The organism is Pantoea sp. AG702 (assembly GCF_003182295.1).
Taxonomy (GTDB): domain Bacteria; phylum Pseudomonadota; class Gammaproteobacteria; order Enterobacterales; family Enterobacteriaceae; genus Pantoea; species Pantoea ananatis.
Genome location: NZ_QGTU01000003.1, coordinates 473,289 through 492,479, shown reverse-complemented (window position 1 = coordinate 492,479; position 19,191 = coordinate 473,289). Strand labels below are relative to the sequence as shown.

19 protein-coding genes are annotated in these 19,191 nt (G+C 54.8%); 6 read left to right on the top strand and 13 right to left on the bottom strand.

Translation table 11 applies throughout. The features are described from left to right. Window positions 1–13: 13 nt before the first annotated feature. The 3 genes from gudD to DFO57_RS11850 are packed head-to-tail and all read right to left on the bottom strand — an operon-like array spanning window position 14 to window position 4,055. A complete protein-coding gene (gene gudD / locus DFO57_RS11860) occupies window positions 14–1,345 on the bottom strand; it encodes a glucarate dehydratase (protein WP_024471447.1) in 1,332 nt (443 codons plus the stop codon). A gap of 10 nt (window positions 1,346–1,355) precedes the next feature. Beyond that, a complete protein-coding gene (locus DFO57_RS11855) occupies window positions 1,356–2,702 on the bottom strand; it encodes an enolase C-terminal domain-like protein (RefSeq protein WP_014605155.1) in 1,347 nt (448 codons plus the stop codon). A 9-nt stretch (window positions 2,703–2,711) separates the two neighbouring features. Then, window positions 2,712–4,055 (bottom strand): MFS transporter, encoded by a 1,344-nt coding sequence (locus tag DFO57_RS11850; protein WP_014594458.1) that lies wholly within the window; start codon window positions 4,053–4,055, stop codon window positions 2,712–2,714. A 511-nt stretch (window positions 4,056–4,566) separates the two neighbouring features. On the opposite strand from DFO57_RS11850, the gene garD reads away from it, so the two are divergent. After that, window positions 4,567–6,126: a galactarate dehydratase gene (garD, locus tag DFO57_RS11845; RefSeq protein WP_028715733.1), complete on the top strand. Its 1,560-nt coding sequence runs from the start codon at window positions 4,567–4,569 to the stop codon at window positions 6,124–6,126. Between the two features lie 119 nt (window positions 6,127–6,245). Here garD and DFO57_RS11840 read toward each other — a convergent pair whose 3' ends face one another. The 4 genes from DFO57_RS11840 to syd form a co-directional block, all read right to left on the bottom strand. Then, window positions 6,246–6,692 (bottom strand): flavodoxin, encoded by a 447-nt coding sequence (locus DFO57_RS11840; protein ID WP_015699618.1) that lies wholly within the window; start codon window positions 6,690–6,692, stop codon window positions 6,246–6,248. Window positions 6,693–6,704: 12 nt separating this feature from the next. Beyond that, window positions 6,705–7,484: a tRNA pseudouridine(65) synthase TruC gene (gene truC, locus DFO57_RS11835; protein ID WP_014594461.1), complete on the bottom strand. Its 780-nt coding sequence runs from the start codon at window positions 7,482–7,484 to the stop codon at window positions 6,705–6,707. Then, window positions 7,484–7,813 carry a YqcC family protein gene (locus DFO57_RS11830; RefSeq protein ID WP_013026961.1) on the bottom strand — a complete coding sequence of 110 codons (330 nt, stop codon included), beginning with the start codon at window positions 7,811–7,813 and terminating at the stop codon, window positions 7,484–7,486. Before DFO57_RS11830 ends, truC begins: the two co-directional genes overlap by 1 nt. Before the next feature lie 579 nt (window positions 7,814–8,392). Next, window positions 8,393–8,941, bottom strand: a complete 549-nt coding sequence (gene syd, locus DFO57_RS11825; RefSeq protein WP_110015370.1) for a SecY-interacting protein — start codon at window positions 8,939–8,941, stop codon at window positions 8,393–8,395. A gap of 61 nt (window positions 8,942–9,002) precedes the next feature. Here syd and queF point away from each other — a divergent pair, with 61 nt between their 5' ends. From queF to xni, 3 genes are all read left to right on the top strand, one after another. Then, the gene (gene queF / locus DFO57_RS11820) at window positions 9,003–9,848 is read left to right on the top strand and encodes an NADPH-dependent 7-cyano-7-deazaguanine reductase QueF (protein WP_024471444.1); all 846 of its coding nucleotides are present in this window, start codon (window positions 9,003–9,005) and stop codon (window positions 9,846–9,848) included. 169 nt (window positions 9,849–10,017) lie between these two features. Next, complete coding sequence (gene ppnN, locus DFO57_RS11815; RefSeq protein WP_014605152.1) at window positions 10,018–11,382, top strand: nucleotide 5'-monophosphate nucleosidase PpnN; 1,365 nt, start codon at window positions 10,018–10,020, stop codon at window positions 11,380–11,382. A 33-nt stretch (window positions 11,383–11,415) separates the two neighbouring features. Then, window positions 11,416–12,174, top strand: a complete 759-nt coding sequence (xni, locus tag DFO57_RS11810) for a flap endonuclease Xni (protein WP_110015369.1) — start codon at window positions 11,416–11,418, stop codon at window positions 12,172–12,174. Window positions 12,175–12,216: 42 nt separating this feature from the next. On the opposite strand, the gene rlmM is transcribed toward xni, so the two are convergent. From rlmM to DFO57_RS11790, 4 genes are all read right to left on the bottom strand, one after another. Then, complete coding sequence (gene rlmM, locus DFO57_RS11805) at window positions 12,217–13,317, bottom strand: 23S rRNA (cytidine(2498)-2'-O)-methyltransferase RlmM (protein WP_105091896.1); 1,101 nt, start codon at window positions 13,315–13,317, stop codon at window positions 12,217–12,219. Then, the gene (locus tag DFO57_RS11800) at window positions 13,310–13,705 is read right to left on the bottom strand and encodes a DUF423 domain-containing protein (RefSeq protein WP_015699615.1); all 396 of its coding nucleotides are present in this window, start codon (window positions 13,703–13,705) and stop codon (window positions 13,310–13,312) included. The genes rlmM and DFO57_RS11800 overlap by 8 nt, the downstream gene beginning before the upstream one ends. 50 nt (window positions 13,706–13,755) lie before the next feature. After that, entirely contained in the window at window positions 13,756–14,673 is a 918-nt protein-coding gene (locus DFO57_RS11795; protein WP_014594466.1) for a transcriptional regulator GcvA, read from the bottom strand. Between the two features lie 337 nt (window positions 14,674–15,010). Next, complete coding sequence (locus tag DFO57_RS11790; protein WP_013026969.1) at window positions 15,011–15,232, bottom strand: YgdI/YgdR family lipoprotein; 222 nt, start codon at window positions 15,230–15,232, stop codon at window positions 15,011–15,013. Between the two features lie 211 nt (window positions 15,233–15,443). Here DFO57_RS11790 and csdA point away from each other — a divergent pair, with 211 nt between their 5' ends. Together csdA and csdE are read left to right on the top strand one after the other, a co-directional pair. After that, window positions 15,444–16,652 carry a cysteine desulfurase CsdA gene (gene csdA, locus DFO57_RS11785; protein ID WP_078829005.1) on the top strand — a complete coding sequence of 403 codons (1,209 nt, stop codon included), beginning with the start codon at window positions 15,444–15,446 and terminating at the stop codon, window positions 16,650–16,652. A gap of 2 nt (window positions 16,653–16,654) precedes the next feature. Then, complete coding sequence (gene csdE, locus DFO57_RS11780) at window positions 16,655–17,104, top strand: cysteine desulfurase sulfur acceptor subunit CsdE (protein ID WP_013026971.1); 450 nt, start codon at window positions 16,655–16,657, stop codon at window positions 17,102–17,104. Here the strand turns inward: csdE and tcdA are convergent. Together tcdA and mltA are read right to left on the bottom strand one after the other, a co-directional pair. Continuing rightward, entirely contained in the window at window positions 17,101–17,901 is an 801-nt protein-coding gene (tcdA, locus tag DFO57_RS11775; RefSeq protein WP_014594469.1) for a tRNA cyclic N6-threonylcarbamoyladenosine(37) synthase TcdA, read from the bottom strand. The genes csdE and tcdA overlap by 4 nt on opposite strands. Window positions 17,902–17,949: 48 nt before the next feature. Further along, entirely contained in the window at window positions 17,950–19,098 is a 1,149-nt protein-coding gene (gene mltA, locus DFO57_RS11770; RefSeq protein WP_110015368.1) for a murein transglycosylase A, read from the bottom strand. Between the last annotated feature and the right edge of the window lie 93 nt (window positions 19,099–19,191).

The window sequence follows — 19,191 nt, the reverse complement described above, 5'->3', positions numbered from 1 at the left end:
AAGCCCAAAAAAGTTAACGCACCAGGCACGGACGCTTGTTATCAAACGTCCACTGTGGGATCAGGAACTGCATGGCCTGAGCATCATCACGTGCGCCAAGGCCATGCTTTTGATACAGCGCGTTGGCCTGCATGACCTGGTCCATATCCAGTTCAATGCCCAGGCCCGGTGCCTGCGGCACTGCGACCATGCCGCCTTCAATCTGGAAAGGCGTTTTCGTCAGTCGTTGATTGCCTTCCTGCCAGATCCAGTGGGTATCAATAGCGGTGATCTTGCCCGGCGCGGCAGCGGCAACATGGGTAAACATCGCCAGTGAAATATCGAAATGGTTGTTGGAGTGCGAACCCCACGTCAGGCCAAACGCGTGGCACATTTGCGCCACGCGCACGGAACCCTGCATCGTCCAGAAGTGCGGATCGGCCAGTGGGATATCCACCGACTGTAATGACAACGTGTGGCCCATTTGACGCCAGTCAGTGGCGATCATATTCGTCGCCGTCGGCAGACCGGTAGCGCGCCGGAACTCGGCCATCACTTCACGTCCCGAATAGCCCTGCTCTGCGCCACAGGGATCTTCTGCATAGGCGAGGACGTTTTTAAGCTGCTTACCCAGCGTAATGGCTTCGTCAAGCGACCAGGCACCGTTGGGATCGATAGTGACGCGCGCCTGGGGGAAGCGCTTCGCGAGTGCAGTAATGGCTTCTGCCTCATCACTGCCGCTCAGCACGCCGCCTTTAAGTTTAAAATCGTTGAACCCGTATTTTTCATAGGCCGCTTCGGCCAGCCGCACCACGGCATCCGGCGTGAGCGCTTCCTGATGGCGCAGGCGATACCAGTCGCAGGTATCGTTGTCCTGATGCTGGTAGGCCAGCGAGGTCTTGTTGCGATCGCCAACGTAGAACAGATAACCCAGCATTTCGACTTTGTCGCGCTGCTGTCCGTCGCCCAATAGCGAGGCGACATTGACGCCCAGATGCTGCCCCAGCAGATCCAGCAGTGAGGCTTCGATGCCGGTGACCACGTGAATGGTGGTGCGAAGATCAAAGGTCTGATTACCTCGCCCAGCGGCATCGCGATCGGCAAAGGTGGCGCGAACCTGGCTCAGGATGTTTTTATATTCGCCAATCGTTTTGCCCACCACCAGCGCGGCAGCCTCTTCCAGGGTTTGACGAATCTTTTCGCCACCGGGGATTTCACCTACGCCGGTATGGCCTGCGTTGTCTTCAATGATCACGATATTGCGGGTGAAAAAAGGCGAATGTGCGCCGCTCAGGTTCAGTAACATGCTGTCATAGCCGGCAACCGGGATGACCTGCATGGCGGTAATTTTTGGTGTGGTATTCATCTGTTATCCCTTAAGCAGAGGCCCGGCCAAAGGCCGGCCGTTTACGGTCAAATGTCCAGCCTGGTAGCAAGTACTGCATGGCTGTGGCGTCATTACGTCCGCCCGCCGGCAGTGATTTGTAGTGTTCGTTTGCCAGGCGGAGTCGTTCCCAATCCAGTTCAATGCCCAGGCCAGGCGCATCTGGCACCGTGATTTTGCCCTGACGGATCTGCAGCGGCTCTTTTGTCAGGCGTTGATCGCCCTCCTGCCAGATCCAGTGCGTATCTATGGCGGTGGGATTACCGGGCGCGGCGGCACCGACGTGGGTGAACATCGCGAGAGAAATATCAAAGTGGTTATTCGAGTGGCAGCCCCAGGTTAAGCCCCATTCATCGCACAGTTGCGCGACCCGAACGGCGCCGCTCATCGTCCAGAAGTGTGGATCGGCCAGTGGGATATCGACAGCATTGAGCATCAGCGCATGGTTCATTTCACGCCAGTTGGTGGCGATCATGTTGGTGGCGACCGGTAATCCGGTCGCACGACGAAACTCGGCCATCACCTCGCGCCCTGAATAACCCTGCTCGGCGCCACAGGGATCTTCTGCATAGGTCAGGACATCCTGCATGCCCTTACAGAATCCGATCGCCTCGTCCAGCCACCACGCGCCGTTAGGATCGACGGTGATGCGCGCCTCGGGGAAGCGCTTTTTCAGCGCCTGCGCGGTGGCGATCTCCTGTTCGCCCGGCAGCACTCCGCCCTTGAGTTTGAAATCTTTGAAACCGTATTTATCCTGCGCCGCCTCGGCCAGCCGGACAACCGACTCGCTATTCAGCGCTTCCTGATGGCGCAGGTGATACCAGTCATGCTGCGCCTTCTCACCCGTCAGATAAGGCAAATCGGTTTTACGGCGATCGCCTAAGTAGAACAGGTAGCCTAAAACCGTCACCTCATCGCGCTGCTTACCCGGTCCAAGCAGTTCGGCGACCGGCACGCCCAGGCATTGTCCCAGAAGGTCCAGCAGTGCGGCTTCCAGTGCCGCGACCGCGTTGACGCGCAGCTCAAAGGTCCAGGCCCCTTTGCCAAAAGTCTCGAAATCGGCGGACTGATTCCCCTGATGAATCTTCTGCACCAGCCGGTTCATACGGGCGACCTGCTGACCGATCACCTGCGGCGCGGCCTCGATTAAGGTCTGATAGAGGGTTTCTCCCCCCGGTGCTTCACCCAGTCCGGTGTGTCCTGCACTGTCGGTCAGGATCACGATATTGCGCGTGAAGCGGGCATTGTGTGCCCCGCCAATGTTGAGCAGCATACTGTCGTAGCCAGCCACAGGGACCACCTGCATAGTCGTAATAACGGGCGTCGATTGCGTATTCATGCAGGCTCCTTAGCGTGTTTTCAGCTCAATGCGTTTGATGTTATCCACCAGCACCAGGTAGCTGAGTACGGCAACGAACGCGTGGATACCGACATAAACCAGCGCGCCGTTATAAGAACCGGTAGAGGCAATGATGTAGCCGATCGCGATAGGGGTAATAATGCCGGATGCATTACCGAACATATTGAACAGACCGCCGCTCAGGCCGCTAATCTCTTTCGGTGCGGTGTCCGCCATCACTGCCCATCCCAGCGCGCCAATCCCTTTACCAAAGAAGGCTGTTGCCATGAACAGCACCACGACCCAGTCCGTCTCGACATAGTTACAGACCACCATGGACGTCGAGAGCAACATGCCGAGCACAATCGGGGTTTTACGGGCGATATTGAGTGAGCCGGTTTTGCGCATCAGCCAGTCAGAGATCACCCCGCCGAGCACGCCACCGATAAAGCCGCACAGCGCAGGCACCGAGGCGACAAAGCCCGCTTTAAGGATCGACATGCCCCTTGCCTGCACCAGATAAACCGGAAACCAGGTGATAAAGAAGTAGGTCAGGGCGTTGATGCAGTACTGGCCAATGTAGACACCGATCATCATGCGCGACTGCAGCAGTTGCTTGATCTGGAACCACTTATCACTGAAGCTGACTTTTTGCTTCTCGCTTTTCTGATCCATATTGATCAGCGCGCCGCCCTCCGCCATATAGTCCAGCTCCGCTTTGTTCACGCCGGGATGATCGCAGGGATCGTAAATCACTTTGAGCCAGATAAAGCTCAAAATAATGCCCAGCCCTCCCATAAACCAGAACACGTGCGCCCAGCCCACCGCGGAGGTCAACCAGCCCATGATGGGCGCGAAAATTACCGTCGCGAAGTATTGTGCGGAGTTGAAAATCGCCACGGCAGTGCCGCGCTCCTGAGCCGGAAACCAGGCTGCCACAATACGGCTGTTACCCGGGAATGAAGGGGCTTCCGCCAGCCCGACCATAAAGCGCAGCATAAACAGCGCCATGACGATGGTGTAGCCGCTGAACACGTCCACGAACCCCTGCAGCAGGGTAAACAACGACCAAAGAAAGATACTCCAGAAATAGACGCGCTTAGAACCAAAGCGATCCAACAGCCAGCCACCGGGGATTTGCCCAATGACATAGGCCCATGAAAAAGCAGAGAAGATAAACCCCATCCCCACGGGATCGAGGCCAATTTCTTTTGCCATGGCCGAACCCGCGATAGACAACGTGGCGCGGTCACCGTAGTTGAATGAGGTCACAATAAATAGCATGACCACTATCCAGTAACGCGCGTTCGTCCGTTTTTGTACCGCCTCCGTTGTCTGGTGATAACTACTCATGATGCACTCCTGAAATATAGCGAAAGCTACATTCGCTCTGACTGCATACACATCGCGTTGGGTATCAGAGAGATGTAGGTTAAACACGGCGATTTTTTTTAATGGCAAACCGATAATGCGTCGTGACGAATAACCTGATCGGGAAAACGGAAATCAGTATAGGAAGCGGGTTTGGGTGAGGCATTGGAACATCACCCTGGAATAAGGTGAATGAACGATGATTTTTTGGGCTAATGCATAAACTGCTGCGGGACGTTTCACGTTATTTGTAAAAAGTCACAATAAGCACGCCCAAACAGGCGTTGATAAGCGGCTTTGTGAGAATCTTCACTTGATTTAGTAAAAAGATAATAAAACCGCGTCATCTCTCAGCCGAATATAGGTCAATTGCACAATGTGCAGGCGGTAACACCTTCTTATACTGACGGTGGCAAATACCGAACCTGTGACACCTGACGTCTCATAATGAATGCGCCGTACCAGCAAGGCGCTACGCACTGGAAGGTGAGCGATGAACCCCATTTCAAAAGAGCAGCCGCTTTACATTAAAGTTCACGAAAACGATAACGTTGCGATTGTGGTAAACAGCCAGGGGCTGACTGCGGGCACCACGTTTAAAGATGGATTGACACTAACCGAACATGTACCGCAGGGGCATAAGGTCGCGTTGGTTGCCATTCCTCAGGGTCAGCCTGTGTTGCGCTATGGTGAAATTATTGGCCTTGCCGTTCGTGATATTGCCCAAGGCAGTTGGATCGATGAGTCACTCATTGCGCTTCCGGACGCACCGGATTTGCAGAGTTTGCCCCTGGCGAATAACGTGCCGCCTGACTTACCGCCGCTTGAAGGTTATACCTTCGAGGGCTATCGCAACGCTGACGGCAGCGTGGGCACCCGTAACCTGTTGGGCATTACCACCAGCGTTCACTGCGTGGCGGGCGTGGTGGATTATGTGGTGCAGATGATAGAGCGTGATTTGCTGCCCCGTTATCCCAATGTGGACGGCGTGGTTGCGCTAAATCATCTCTATGGCTGCGGCGTGGCAATCAACGCGCCTGCGGCGGTTATTCCTATCCGTTCCGTCCACAACCTGGCCCTTAACGCGAATTTTGGCGGGGAGATCATGGTAGTCAGTCTGGGTTGTGAAAAACTACAACCTGAGCGCTTGTTGACCGGTACGCCCGACGTGCAGCCCATCTCGCTGGATGAGGAGGATATTGTGCGTTTGCAGGATGAGAAGCTGGTGGGCTTTGGCGCCATGGTGGATGAGATCCTCCAGGTCGCAGAGCGCCATCTGAAACGGCTTAACCAGCGCCAGCGTGAAACCTGCCCTGCCTCGGAACTGGTCGTGGGCATGCAGTGCGGCGGCAGTGATGCTTTTTCTGGCGTGACGGCGAATCCCGCGGTGGGCTTTGCTTCCGACCTGCTGGTGCGCAGCGGCGCGACCGTTATGTTCTCTGAGGTCACCGAGGTGCGCGATGCCATTCACTTACTGACACCGCGCGTGATCAATCAGGAAGTGGGTCAGCGGCTGATTGAAGAGATGGCATGGTATGACCGCTACCTTGATCAAGGCAAAACCGATCGCAGCGCCAATCCCTCACCGGGCAACAAGAAAGGTGGGCTGGCAAACGTGGTGGAAAAAGCCCTGGGTTCCATTGCCAAATCAGGCCGAAGCCCGATTGTGGAGGTTCTGTCGCCCGGACAGCGTCCGACACGACGTGGACTGATTTTTGCCGCGACGCCCGCCAGCGATTTTGTGTGCGGCACGCAGCAGCTCGCCTCAGGTATCACCCTGCAGGTCTTTACCACCGGCAGAGGAACCCCGTATGGCCTGGCGGCAATCCCGGTGATAAAAATGGCTACCCGTAACGCGCTGGCCGAGCGCTGGCATGACCTGATGGACATCAATGCTGGCACGATTGCAACAGGCGAAGAAACCATTGAGCAGGTTGGCTGGCGGTTGTTTGAATTGATACTGGACATTGCCAGTGGCAGAAAGCAAACCTGGTCAGATCGCTGGGGAATTCGTAATCAGCTGGCCGTATTTAATCCCGCGCCGATAACCTGAGAAACGGGGGCGCGCAGGGCAATGACGGAACGCGCTGTACGCAGAATCCTGTTGTCGTAACACCGCTGCCGCCGGTGTAATCCGGACGGCAGCGGAACAGCGTAGCAGCCTTGATCTTATCAGAGCTGCTTGCCCCACTGCTCAACCCACGGCGTGGTGACGGATTCAGGTTCTGGATGTTCCGTGGCATCAACCAGCAGAACCTCACCTACCCGTTTAGCCTGGTGCTCCTGTAACAGGGCATCAAAGCGCTTACCCGCACCGCAGAAATTCTCGTAGCTGCTGTCGCCCAAGGCAATAACGCCGTAGCGCAGCCCTGGCTGGTGGCCCAGTTTGTCCTGCACGTCATGGAACAGGCCAGAAATAGTATCCGGGAAATCGCCCTGACCGGTGGTTGATGTAATCACTAAGGCGACATCATTCGCATAGTTTTGCCATTCGGCTAACGTAGGATCTTCAAAAATCTTCACGTCATGGCCCTGCTGCTGCAATGCCGGTTCTGCTTCTTCTGCAACCAGTAATGCATTGCCATAAACGGTGCCTACAAAAATACCAATTTTCGCCATTTCTTTTCCCCTTTATTCCGTCCCGCTATCCTGACCTGAGCCAGCCATAAACTCAACCCGTGGCACATCCGGCATACAGGCCTGCCAGCCAAACTGATCCATCACCCGTTGCCAGACAAGATCAAGTCCGGCGCGAATAACCAAGGGTTCTCCCGTCACCGGGTGGCTGAGCGACAAGCTACTGGCATGCAACATTAAACGATTTGCGCCAAAGTGTGCAGCCGCCCCCCGATTCTGACGCAAATCGCCATGGGCCGAATCGCCGATAATGGGATGGCGAAGATGAGACATATGCCGACGCAGCTGATGCTTGCGTCCGGTTTTGGGTTTGAGCTCAATCAGGCTGTAACGTGCAGTGGGATAACGACTCACTGCCACCGGCATTTCTACGGTGGCTAGTGAGGCGTAATCGGTCACCGCAGGCTGAGGCGCGCGGGGGTCGCTGACAAATTTGTCGGCAATTTTATCCAGCTCTTCGACAAGCGGATAATCCAGCCGATCGCGGCCTTCCAGCCAGCCGCGCACCACGGCATGATAGGTCTTCTCCATCTGATGATGCTCAAACTGCTGGGAAAGCAGGCGGCCAACCTCACTGGACAGGCCCATTAGCAGAACGCCCGATGTGGGGCGATCAAGCCGGTGCGCCGTGAAAACATGCTGCCCTATCTGGTCGCGTACCGTCTGCATGACAAACTGCGTTTCATGGCGATCAAGCCAGCTACGGTGGACCAGCCAACCGGCGGGTTTGTTCACCGCCACCAGCCACGCATCCTGATAAATGATCTCTAACATCAGGCAGACTCATCCTCCAGAAGGGCATCCAGCTGCTTTAACGTCAACACCAGCAGGGCACGACCGGGCTGCCCGGGCGTTAACGCCACTTCAAAATAGGGGGCGATCGCGACGTTCTTCGGCAACGGCTGCCCGGCACCAATGATGGCCTGAACGCGCGGTATCAGCACCCACTGTAACCATTCCAGCGGCTGAAGCGTATCAAGGAAGAAAGGTTGCTGGCTGGTGAACGCGTGATCGTCTGGCGCAACAGACTGCCAGAGATCGTGCTCGCGCATTATCGCTTCGACCTGTTCGAGTCGTTGCAAAATTAAGTGTTCCAGCGTCATGCTTCACCTCTGACCGGATAAAAATGGGCGGCAAGCATAACCCGCAGGCATAAAAAAAGGGAGCACTGTATTAAACAGTGCTCCCGGTTCGTTTGCAGCTTTCCCGCTACGTTAGTGCTCCCTGCTCATCCGTGACAACTTTTCCCGTGCGAATTCCATTCGCGCATCATCCTGACAAATCCTTAGCATCCAGGCCCGCCACCTCTTCTGAGGGGCTCTCATTCTCCGTCCTGGAGGTGTCCTTTAACTCAATCCAGAGTGTCCTGCTTCATCCTGAAGCCTTCCTTGTGACGTAAACTCCGTTACGCTCCGGCCTCCTGGCTACCGTCATCCTGACGGCTCCTGTTGTCCAGGACATCCTGTCCGCGAGTGATATTCTCGTCAGAAATTACTCAGAGCACAAGGTGGTAAAACGCCTTATAACGATATCTTATGAAAAGCGCTCATCAGCGCAGCTAATAAGTTAATGATTTACAATATTTTTACATCTTTCCGAAATGATCACTGCGTGAAGGATAGAGCGATCTCTCACAGAACTTGTAAGAGATCTCTCACACCGCCGATAGCGGATATCTGCAACTAGTCACTAAGCGGTTGTAAATCATTAAGAAATGATGGGATATCAGGTGCCAGCGTCTGGCGATGTTTGCGCCCTGGGGTTTCCAGAATGACATGTCCGCTCAGGTTACACAGCGAGATAATGTTTTCTTCGGCATCTGTTGTCGCGATAAACAGCGTCGGCGCCTGCTTCAGCCGGCGCTGCATCACTAAATGACCAATCAGATTTTCCTGCAGTCGGACAAAATCCTCTTCGCTCCAGACCTGCAGAAGCGTTAGCCTGATTTGGTCGTGAGTGGCGCGCATGTCTCCCGCGAACTGGTGGGTATAAAATGCGATAATCTGCGGCTGTAGCTGGATATCCAGCGCGCGCTCAACGGCATCCAGAGACGGCGGCAGGCTAAAGGGCTGCGGCTGCCACAGCGCCCGCTCGCCACGATTTTCAATCAGGCAGGGTGAAGGAACGCCATAAAGATCGCTACTGGCCGGTGCATGGCCATTATTCTGCTGCCAGTGCAGACAGTATCGGGTGGTAAAATCAGTTAACGCTTCAGCCGTTTGCTGCATCATTCAAATTCTCACTTCTGATAGGTTACACTTACTCACTTTGATGACCTCAGTGGTAACCGTTATGTCTTCTTATCAGCCGGATCCGGCGCTCAGCAACCTGACGCTTGGCAAGCCCACAGCTTATCACGATCGCTATGACAACAGCTTATTACAGGCCGTTCCGCGCAGCATGAACCGCGAACCACTCGGCCTTTATCCTGACAACCTGCCTTTTACCGGAGGCGATATCTGGACGCTATATGAACTCTCCTGGCTCAACAGCAAAGGCGTTCCGCAGGTGGCGGTTGGCGAAGTGGTGCTGGACGCCCATAGTCGTAATCTTATCGAGTCCAAGAGTTTCAAACTCTATCTTAACAGCTTTAACCAGACGCGGTTCGCAGACTGGGGCGAGGTGCGCCAGACGCTGGAGCAGGATCTGCGTGTCTGTGCCGAAGGCGAGGTGCGCGTCGCGCTGTTTCGGTTAAATGAAATTGAAGGTCAACCTGTGGGACACTTTGCAGGCTACTGCATAGATGAGCAGGATATCGAAATTGAAGATTATGCCTTCAATGCCGATTATCTGATTAACGCAGCCGGTCAGGAACAGGTGGAAGAAACGCTGGTCAGTCACCTGCTGAAGTCCAACTGTCTGATCACGAATCAGCCTGACTGGGGCTCGGTGATGATTCGCTATAAGGGCCCACGGCTCGATCGCGAAGCGCTGCTGCGCTACATCATTTCATTTCGTCAGCATAATGAGTTTCATGAACAGTGCGTTGAGCGTATCTTCAATGACCTGATGCGTTTTTGTCAGCCCGAACAGCTCACCGTTTACGCGCGTTATACGCGTCGGGGCGGACTGGATATTAATCCATGGCGCAGTAATGTGCCCTTTACGCCGGGTCATTCTCGTCTGGTTCGTCAGTAGTTTGCGAGGTATTTCTCAGGCTGCCGGTCAACTATAGCGTTCCACTTGAGTCAGACCTGCCGACAAGGCTACTCTGGGCAAGGCGGCATACAGTGGATTGCCAACCAGGGATTTTCGTCACTGCATTTGCAGTGTCAGCCATCACCCCAGCGGGTGCAAAGGAGTTCATTTGATTACACATGTCAGCCCTCTTGGCTCTATGGATCTGCTCTCCCAACTGGAAGTAGATATGCTGAAGCGCACAGCCAGCAGCGATTTATATCAACTTTTCCGTAACTGCTCGCTCGCCGTGCTCAATTCTGGCAGCCAGACTGACAGCAGCCACGAGCTCCTGTCCCGCTTTGAGAACTTCGATATTAACGTGCTGCGCCGCGAGCGCGGTATCAAGCTTGAACTGATCAATCCCCCCGAAGAGGCCTTTGTTGACGGCCATATTATTCGTTCACTGCAGGCTAACCTGTTTGCCGTGCTGCGCGATATCCTGTTTGTTAACGGCCAGTTAGCCAGTTCCGGCCGGTTACCCTGCGCAGAAGACAACGACTCGGTCATGATTACCAACACCGTGTTTTCTATTCTGCGTAATGCCCGGGCATTACACGTGGGCGAATATCCCAATACCGTTGTCTGTTGGGGCGGCCACTCGATTAACGCGGTGGAATACCAGTACTGTCGTAACGTCGGTACGCAGTTGGGCCTGCGTGAACTGAATATTTGTACCGGCTGTGGCCCGGGCGTGATGGAAGCGCCCATGAAGGGGGCGGCGGTAGGCCATGCACAGCAACGCTACCGCGACAGCCGCTTTATCGGTTTAACCGAGCCGTCGATTATCGCGGCTGAACCGCCTAACCCGCTGGTGAACGAACTGATCATCATGCCGGACATCGAAAAACGTCTGGAAGCCTTTGTACGCATTGCACATGGCATCATTATTTTCCCTGGCGGAGTGGGGACAGCAGAGGAGTTTCTTTACCTGCTGGGCATTCTGATGAATCCGCAAAATGAGCATCAGGTTCTGCCGCTCATTCTGACCGGGCCGAAAGAAAGCGCCGACTATTTCCGTGTGTTGGATGACTTCATTGTCAGCACGCTCGGGGAGCAGGCACGTAAGCATTATCAGATCATTATTGATGATGCCGCCGAGGTGGCCCGCCTGATGAGAAAAGCGATGCCGCAGGTGAAAGAACACCGCCGCGAAACGGGGGATGCCTACAGCTTTAACTGGTCTATCCGTATCGCGCAGGATTTGCAGGTGCCCTTTATGCCAACGCATGAAAATATGGCCAATCTCAATCTCTACACTAACCAGCCGCCGGAAAAACTGGCAGCCGACCTGCGCCGGGCGTTCTCGGGCATTGTGGCAGGTAACGTTAAAGAGATGGGCATCCGTGAGATCCGGGAAAAAGGCCCTTATAAACTGCACGGTGATGCCGACATCATGCACCGCATGGATGAACTGCTACAGGGCTTTGTGGCGCAGCAGCGTATGAAACTGCCAGGTACTGCCTATATCCCGTGCTACGAAATCATTAAGTAAATCAGGAGGCAGCCGCCGGGCTGCCCGTACCTTATGTCACATCACTTACTTATTGTTGATGCACTCAATCTCATTCGCCGCCTTCACGCCGTTCAAGGCTCTCCCTGTGTGGACGGCTGCGTGGCGGCATTGCGCCAGCTTCTCGGCCACACGCGTCCTTCTCACGTTGTGGCCGTGTTTGACGGGGAAGCGCGCCATCAGGGATGGCGGCATCAGCTGCTGCCCGACTATAAAAGCGGTCGCCCGCCCATGCCGGAAGATTTGCAGGCTGAAATGCCCGCTTTGCAGGCGGCGTTTCGGGCCGTGGGCGTGAGCTGCTGGATTGCCGAACAGGATGAAGCCGACGATCTGGCGGCCACGCTGGCGGTAAAAATGGCGCGGGCGGGCCATCAGGCCACTATCGTTTCCACCGACAAAGGCTACTGTCAGCTACTGGCACCGGACATTCGCATCCGCGATTATTTTCAGAAGCGCTGGCTGGATTTGCCGTTTATTGAAACGGAGTTTGGCGTTGCGCCCACTGTGCTGCCCGACTACTGGGGATTATGCGGCATCAGCAGCAGTAAAATCCCGGGTATCGCGGCCATCGGCCCCAAAAGCGCCCGGGAACTGCTGCAGCAGTTTGGCTCACTGGAATCGCTTTACCAACAGTTGGATCAGGTCCCCACCAAATGGCGCAATAAACTGCAGACAGGGCAAGAGATGGCGTTCATCAGCCGCGACGTCGCCCGGCTGAAACAGGATTTGGTGCTGGAAGGAAATCTGAATTTACTGCGTTACAGCGGTGACTAGTATCGTCAACCGATCGGGCGCCATCGCGCCCGATCGGTTCGATTAGCGCTCGTCGCGACGGCCACCGACCGCGGCCCAGATACGACGAATATGCACCGTTACTTCTTCACGATCGTGGTAGAGCTGGCGTGCGCGAATTTGCGCATTAATACCATTTTCCGTGAGGCGCTGCTCGATCATGGCCAGATTTTGCGTGACTTCTTCATACCGCTTCTTCATGGGCAGCTTCAGGTTGAAAATGGCCTCACGACACCAGCCATTCACCAGCCAGTCCGCCATCAGATTGGCCACGCGAGCCGGTTTTTCCACCATGTCGCAGACCAGCCAGCTGATATTGGTGCGCGGTGGGCGGAAGCGGAAACCGTCTTCGCGTTCGTGAAAGACCTGTCCGGTATCCATCAGACTCGGTGCCATGGGGCCGTTATCCACGGCGTAGACCATCATGCTGCGCTGTACCAGCTGATACGTCCAGCCGCCAGGGCAGGCGCCCAGATCCACCGCATACATGCCGCTGGCTAACCGCTCATCCCACTCGTCGGCGGGCACAAAAACGTGGAAAGCCTCTTCCAGCTTAAGCGTTGAACGGCTTGGCGCATCAGAGGGAAACTTAAGACGCGGAATGCCCATATAAAAGGGGGAGTTGTTTTCTGGCAGCGAATAGCCCACGTAACAGGCACCGGGAGCAATAAAGAATACGTGCACGACCGGGCGTTTTGGGCTCTCGTAATTAAGCAGAATTTTGCTCTCACGCAGGCTGGCACGCAGGGGAACGGTAAACTTGCGGCAGAATTTGGTGAGCTCTTTTGCTTCATTGGTGTCAGGCACCTCAACACGCAGCTCGCCGCCTTTCTCGACCACACCGCTCAACATGCCAACGATCGGCGAAATACGATCGTCCTGGGGCAAGTCACGCAGCAGCTCGCCGACAACCAGCATCTGGCGGGCGAAAATCAGGGTTTCAAATGGCAGTTCCCGAATCAGCCTTTCCGCATCGGGCTGCTGATAGCATTCAAACAGCACATAACCGGCATCTTCTTTTACCCGTGGAAAGCCGTAGACGTTACGCTCAGCTGCTTTCGCACTAATCTCTGCCGCACACTCTTTTTCAAAGCCGGAGCGGCAATACAGTAAAACTTTATTCATGGCGTTCTGCCTTGGTTTTAAGACGCAGTGCGCCAATCAACATCAATAGCCAGCCGACGAGGAAGAATAGGCCTCCGACTGGCGTGATAAATACAAAAAACGTTAAATGCGACAGCGCCAGTGAATAGAGGCTGCCGCTAAATAATACGGTTCCCAGCGCCATAGACGCACTGCTCCAGTAAAACCAGATGTTACAGCGATACAGCATTGCCGCACCCAGCCCCATTATAGCCAGCGTATGGTAAGCCTGATATTCCAGCCCGGTGTGAATCCAGGCCATTTCAGTGGCTCCCAGCGTTTTGTTCAACACGTGAGCACCAAAAGCACCAAATGCCACCAGGAAAAAGCCGCTGATGGCCGCAAAAATAAACATGGCACGTCTGGACATCAATCTATCCTCAAGGTGCGTTTGCAGGTCCCTGCAAAAAAATCAAAAAGTTACTGATCATAACGAAAGCGGAATTTTTCTTGTTCGGTTGCCGCTTTAGCGAGGATCCACTGTCGAAAGGCGGCTATTTTACCCAGTTCTGCCTGGCTGTCATGACAAACCAGATAAAAAGCATTTTTGCTCACTAAAACGTCATTAAACGGACAAATCAACCGCCCCGCTTCGATTTCGCTCTGCGCCATAACGTTATTGGCCAATGCCACGCCCTGACCATGAATCGCCGCCTGCAACACCATGGCGCTGTGACTGAAGATGGGGCCCTGTTGAACGTTGATATGCTGAACGCCGAGCTGGCGAATATAGGATTGCCAGTCACGACGCGACGCATCATGCAGCAGAGTAAAGCGAGCAAGATCCATAGGGGTTTTAAGCGGATTTTCCCCGGTCATCAACGCCGGAGAACAGACCGGCAGCAGGTATTCTGCGTAGAGTTTTTCCACCCGTAACCCAGGCCAGTTGCCCCGACCATAGAAAATCGCCACGTCCACATCGTCGGCCAGTTTCTCCTCATCGCGGTCAACGGCCTGGATACGGACATCGATTCCCGGATAAGCCAGATTAAAGCTGGAGAGGCGCGGCACGAGCCATTGAATGGCAAAACTCGGCAGTAAACTGACCGTGAGCGCGCCTTTGGCACTGCGTGCCTGCAGCTTGCGCGTGGCTTCATTCAGGGCAGAGAAGATTTCTTTAATGTCCAGATAGTAGCTTTGCCCCTCTTCCGTGAGCAAAAGCGAACGATTCCTCCGCCTGAACAGCTTTAATCCCAGAAAATCTTCCAGTGATTTGATCTGATGGCTGACGGCAGCCTGGGTGACAAACAGCTCTTCAGCCGCTTTGGTAAAGCTTAAATGGCGTGCTGCGGCATCGAAAACCCGCAGTGCATTAAGGGGAGGAAGACGTTTTGACATGGTTATCCATAGCCAGCCTGGCAGAAAATACGCGAACTAATACAAAGGCTTTACGTATTAGAATTTATAATCCGAGACATTATAAATTGTCCGTTGATGAAGCTCCAGCAAATACCTATAGTTGCGCTACTTCCTGAGCCGGAACGAAAAGTTTTTTAGATTTGTGAGTGAGTTCGCAGATTTTCTGAAAGCTTTTGGCTTGTGGTCGTGATGTTGTGTTTGCAATTTTGATCTGACCTTTACAGATCAAGCTTTTTTAATTCCTGTAGATTTACCCTGTCTGTCCATTGTGATATTGAGTAGCACCGCAAATTGCGGTGCTTTTTTTATGGGCTGATTACTTCATTTCAACCATTTCTTTCACATCTGAACGGTTAATCTGCTGCTCATTGCCATTCGCATCTTTATAGCTGATCATACCGGTGTCAGTATCGACCTTTGGTTTGCCTTCAGCGACGATAGTGCGTCCATCATTGGTATGCATCACGTAGTTGCTTGAACAGGCAGCCAGGGTAAAGGCCATTGTACAAATGGCCAGCATTGCGGCGAGTTTTTTCATCTTCTATCTCCTTGCAGATTGATTGCACCAAACCCCCCGCGTTACGCTGACCAAAGAAACGGTCAAGTGCGATCGACTGTAAGTAGGTCGTCTCGCCATGCGGGTTAAGTTTATACCTTGCAATACTCAGCATAACCCGCTTTTCCAGCTTTGCCAGACAGACAGCCATCTTTCAGCCTGGACCTGAAAATTAACAACCTGTGAGCCACGTATGAGCGCCTTCAACCCTTCTTCATTTCGTCAGCAGTTTCCTGCGCTAAACGATGCCGGTGTCTATCTTGACAGTGCCGCCACCATGCTGAAACCGCAGACGGTGATAGACGCGACGCAGCAATTCTACAGCCTGAGCGCTGGCACCGTTCACCGGAGCCAGTTTGCTGCTGCCCGCCAGTTAACGGAGCAGTACGAACAGGCGCGGGGCATGGTGGCACACTGGCTGAATGCCGCCAGCGATCGCCAGATCGTATGGACGCGCGGCACCACTGATGCGATAAACCTGGTGGCGCATGGCTGGTTAGCGCCGCGTTTACAACCTGGCGATGAGATAATTGTCAGTGAGGCAGAACATCATGCGAATCTGGTGCCTTGGCTGATGGTTGCGCAGGCCAGCGGCGCGCGGGTGGTGAAATGGCCGATTGGTGCCGATCGCCTGCCGGATATCTCACTGCTGCCTGCGCTGATTAACAACCGGACCCGGCTGCTGGCGGTCGGGCAGATGTCTAACGTGACCGGCGGCTGTCCCGATTTAGCGCAGGCCATTGCGCTGGCCCACGCAGCAGGCGCAAAAGTCATGGTGGATGGCGCTCAGGGCGTGGTGCATTGCCCACCGGATGTGCAGGCGCTGGATATTGATTTTTATGCTTTTTCCGGCCACAAGCTCTACGGGCCAATGGGCATTGGCGTGCTGTACGGAAAAGCGGAACAGCTGGAAGAGATGGTCCCCTTACAGGGCGGCGGAAAGATGCTGACACAGGTCGATTTTACCGGCTTTACGCCGCAGCCCGTTCCCTGGCGTTTCGAGGCGGGCACACCCAACGTTGCTGGCGTTACCGGGTTAAGCGCCGCGCTCGGCTGGCTGCAGCAGTTGGATATGCGCAAAGCCGAGATGTGGAGCCAGCAGCTTGCCAGCCTGGCCGAGGAGCAACTGGCTGAACTGCCCGGCTTTCGTAGCTTCCGCTGTGGCAGTGCCAGCCTGCTGGCCTTCGACATTCAGGGCATTCATCATAGCGACATCGTGACGCTTCTGGCCGAGCACGGTATCGCCCTGCGGGCGGGTCAGCATTGCGCTCAGCCATTGATGGCGGCATTGGGCGTTGACGGCACGCTGCGCGTTTCGTTTGCACCTTATAATAATCTTCAGGATGTCGATGCCCTGCTGCGCGCCATGCGCAGCGCCATCGATCTGTTATCGGAGTTTTAATAATGAACGCACCGCTGTTAGCGCCTCACCCGTTCGGCGCTGAAATCACCACGGCTGATTTACAGGCTACCTTCTCCCGCTTTCATCAGTGGGAAGATCGCTACCGGCAGCTGATTTTACTGGGACGGCAGTTACCCGGGTTGCCTGACGCGTTAAAAACAGCGGATATCGAACTGAGCGGCTGCGAAAACCGCGTCTGGTTCGGCAGTCAACTGGGAGAGAAGGGTACCCTGCACTTCTATGGAGACAGCGAAGGTCGTATCGTGCGCGGTCTGCTGGCCGTGTTGCTGACCGCCGTTGAAGGCAAGACGCCAGCTCAGTTGCTGGCGTCCGATCCGCTCGATCTGTTTGAGGCGCTGGGCCTGCGCGCTCAGCTTAGCGCATCACGCAGCAGTGGCCTGAAAGCGCTGGCTGACGCCGTGCGGCAGAGCGCCCAACGGTATCAGGGTTAAGCCTGGCGCGCCGCGCGCGCCAGAAACTTCTTCAGGGCATGGGATACCGCAACAAAGCCGAAGGTGGCCGTCACCATCGTTGCCGCGCCAAACCCGGATTCGCAGTCCATTCTTTTCGGCCCTTCTGCCGTACTGCGTGAGGCGCAAACCGTGCCATCCGCCTGCGGATAAACCAGCGCCTCAGTAGAAAATACGCAGTCAATGCCCAGCTTGCCTTTGCTGTTCTTCACGACACCAAACTGTTTAAGGCGCTCGCGCAGTTTGGCCGCAAGCGGATCCTGGATCGTTTTGGCTAAATCGGTGACCTGAATTTGTGTCGGATCGATCTGGCCGCCTGCGCCACCGGTAGTGACCAGCGGGATCTTGTTGCGCCGACACCAGGCAATCAGCGCGGCTTTGGGCCGTACGCTATCAATGGCATCAATCACGTAATCGATATCGCCCGTCAGCAGGGTCGCCGTGTTTTCCGGCGTAATAAAATCATCAATGCACACCACTTCACAATCAGGATTAATGGCGCGCAGGCGATCCGCCATGACTTCCGTCTTGGCTTTACCCACGTTGCCATGGATCGCATGTATCTGACGATTGGTATTGGTGATGCAGACATCGTCCATATCGATCAGGGTAATCCTGCCGATACCGGTGCGTACCAATGCCTCTGCAGCCCAGGAACCTACGCCACCAATCCCAATGACGCAGAAATGCGCATCCGCAAACCGCTGCAGAGCCTGCTGGCCATAAAGACGTGCCGTGCCACCAAAGCGCTGGTGCCAGGCATCGTTTAACACTTTCATAGTCAAACCTGTTACAGAGTGCGGGCCAGAACGCCCGCCACATCAAAATTAGTTAGCACCCAACAACAGGGTGCCGTTGTTGCCGCCCTGCGCATTGCTGAACAGCGGCTGACCGGCGCCAGGGGCAGATTTAAGCACCCATACGCGTCCATAATGGTTATAGAAACCGGCAAGATGAGCGGCATCCGGGCCCACGCCCTGATAAATGTCGAAGTGCTGGCCTTTGATGGCACCGCCAACATCCAGCGCCACCATCATTCGCATCTCATATTTACCGTTAAATTTCCCTTTTTCATTTAACTGCGGCACTTCTGCCAGCAACACCGTTCCGGCAGGAATCAGTGAGCGGTCTGATGCCACAGAAGCTTTCGCCACCAAAGGTACAGCGCTGGCACCGCGCACCGGCACATAGTCTTCAGGTTTGAAAAACACAAATGAAGGGTTGGTTTCTAACAGCGCACGCACTTCCTGCGGAGAATGCTCCTCAGCCCACTGGCGAATCGCCTGCATGGACATGTCTTCTCGCTTCACTTCGCCACGATCGATCAGCTCTTTACCGATGCTATGATAGCCCCAGCCGTTTTTTCCGCCATAACCAAAAAAGCGCATTGGACGCCCGTCGCCAAAATCAACGTAGCCGCTCCCCTGTACGTCCATAATAAAGTTATCGATGAGTGAATTACTCCAGGCAATCACATAGCGATCGTCCAACCCACCACTATATATAGAAGCACGGCTTGGCAGCTTTTGTCCGCGCTTACGTGGCGGCATCCGGTAAATGGGATACTGGAACTCACCCTGACGGGTGTAACGTGCCTCAACGACTGGCGTGTAGTACCCGGTGAACTGCACGTTGCCGTAGTTGTCTGTGCCTTCCATCTGAAACGCGTCCAGACCAAACTGGCGCAGCTGGCGCGTGTCGCCGCCGGCTATCAGCCAGTTTTCTACCGCACTGTAAGTACTGTTGTTGCGGAGAAACAGGCCAGAGGAGGCAGACTGAATCTGCCGGACCTGTTCACCAAAGTCCCGGCCGTTAACCGGGCGGCCTTTAGCATTAGGTTGATTGACCAGCGCAAGGGGCTGATCCAGTTTGCCGTCTTTATATTGCTGACCCCGATCGGTTGGCTTACTGCTACAGCCAGCCAGCAGCGCTAAAAATGCGCCAGTAAGTGCGTACTTCGCCCAACGTCCTTTCATCTTCATCTCTTTTTATAACTGTTCGCCACGCGACGATAGCAAAGCCGTCATCAGAATGAAATCCATCCTGTTTCGTCATAACGGATATCGGCG

Excerpts from the sequence above, each read along its gene's own strand:
- gudD (WP_024471447.1), bottom strand. The coding sequence starts at position 1,345 with ATGAATACCACACCAAAAATTACCGCCATGCAGGTCATCCCGGTTGCC.
- DFO57_RS11855 (WP_014605155.1), bottom strand. The coding sequence starts at position 2,702 with ATGAATACGCAATCGACGCCCGTTATTACGACTATGCAGGTGGTCCCT.
- DFO57_RS11850 (WP_014594458.1), bottom strand. The coding sequence starts at position 4,055 with ATGAGTAGTTATCACCAGACAACGGAGGCGGTACAAAAACGGACGAAC.
- garD (WP_028715733.1), top strand. The coding sequence starts at position 4,567 with ATGAACCCCATTTCAAAAGAGCAGCCGCTTTACATTAAAGTTCACGAA.
- DFO57_RS11840 (WP_015699618.1), bottom strand. The coding sequence starts at position 6,692 with ATGGCGAAAATTGGTATTTTTGTAGGCACCGTTTATGGCAATGCATTA.
- truC (WP_014594461.1), bottom strand. The coding sequence starts at position 7,484 with ATGTTAGAGATCATTTATCAGGATGCGTGGCTGGTGGCGGTGAACAAA.
- DFO57_RS11830 (WP_013026961.1), bottom strand. The coding sequence starts at position 7,813 with ATGACGCTGGAACACTTAATTTTGCAACGACTCGAACAGGTCGAAGCG.
- syd (WP_110015370.1), bottom strand. The coding sequence starts at position 8,941 with ATGATGCAGCAAACGGCTGAAGCGTTAACTGATTTTACCACCCGATAC.
- queF (WP_024471444.1), top strand. The coding sequence starts at position 9,003 with ATGTCTTCTTATCAGCCGGATCCGGCGCTCAGCAACCTGACGCTTGGC.
- xni (WP_110015369.1), top strand. The coding sequence starts at position 11,416 with ATGTCACATCACTTACTTATTGTTGATGCACTCAATCTCATTCGCCGC.
- rlmM (WP_105091896.1), bottom strand. The coding sequence starts at position 13,317 with ATGAATAAAGTTTTACTGTATTGCCGCTCCGGCTTTGAAAAAGAGTGT.
- DFO57_RS11800 (WP_015699615.1), bottom strand. The coding sequence starts at position 13,705 with ATGTCCAGACGTGCCATGTTTATTTTTGCGGCCATCAGCGGCTTTTTC.
- DFO57_RS11795 (WP_014594466.1), bottom strand. The coding sequence starts at position 14,673 with ATGTCAAAACGTCTTCCTCCCCTTAATGCACTGCGGGTTTTCGATGCC.
- DFO57_RS11790 (WP_013026969.1), bottom strand. The coding sequence starts at position 15,232 with ATGAAAAAACTCGCCGCAATGCTGGCCATTTGTACAATGGCCTTTACC.
- csdA (WP_078829005.1), top strand. The coding sequence starts at position 15,444 with ATGAGCGCCTTCAACCCTTCTTCATTTCGTCAGCAGTTTCCTGCGCTA.
- csdE (WP_013026971.1), top strand. The coding sequence starts at position 16,655 with ATGAACGCACCGCTGTTAGCGCCTCACCCGTTCGGCGCTGAAATCACC.
- tcdA (WP_014594469.1), bottom strand. The coding sequence starts at position 17,901 with ATGAAAGTGTTAAACGATGCCTGGCACCAGCGCTTTGGTGGCACGGCA.
- mltA (WP_110015368.1), bottom strand. The coding sequence starts at position 19,098 with ATGAAAGGACGTTGGGCGAAGTACGCACTTACTGGCGCATTTTTAGCG.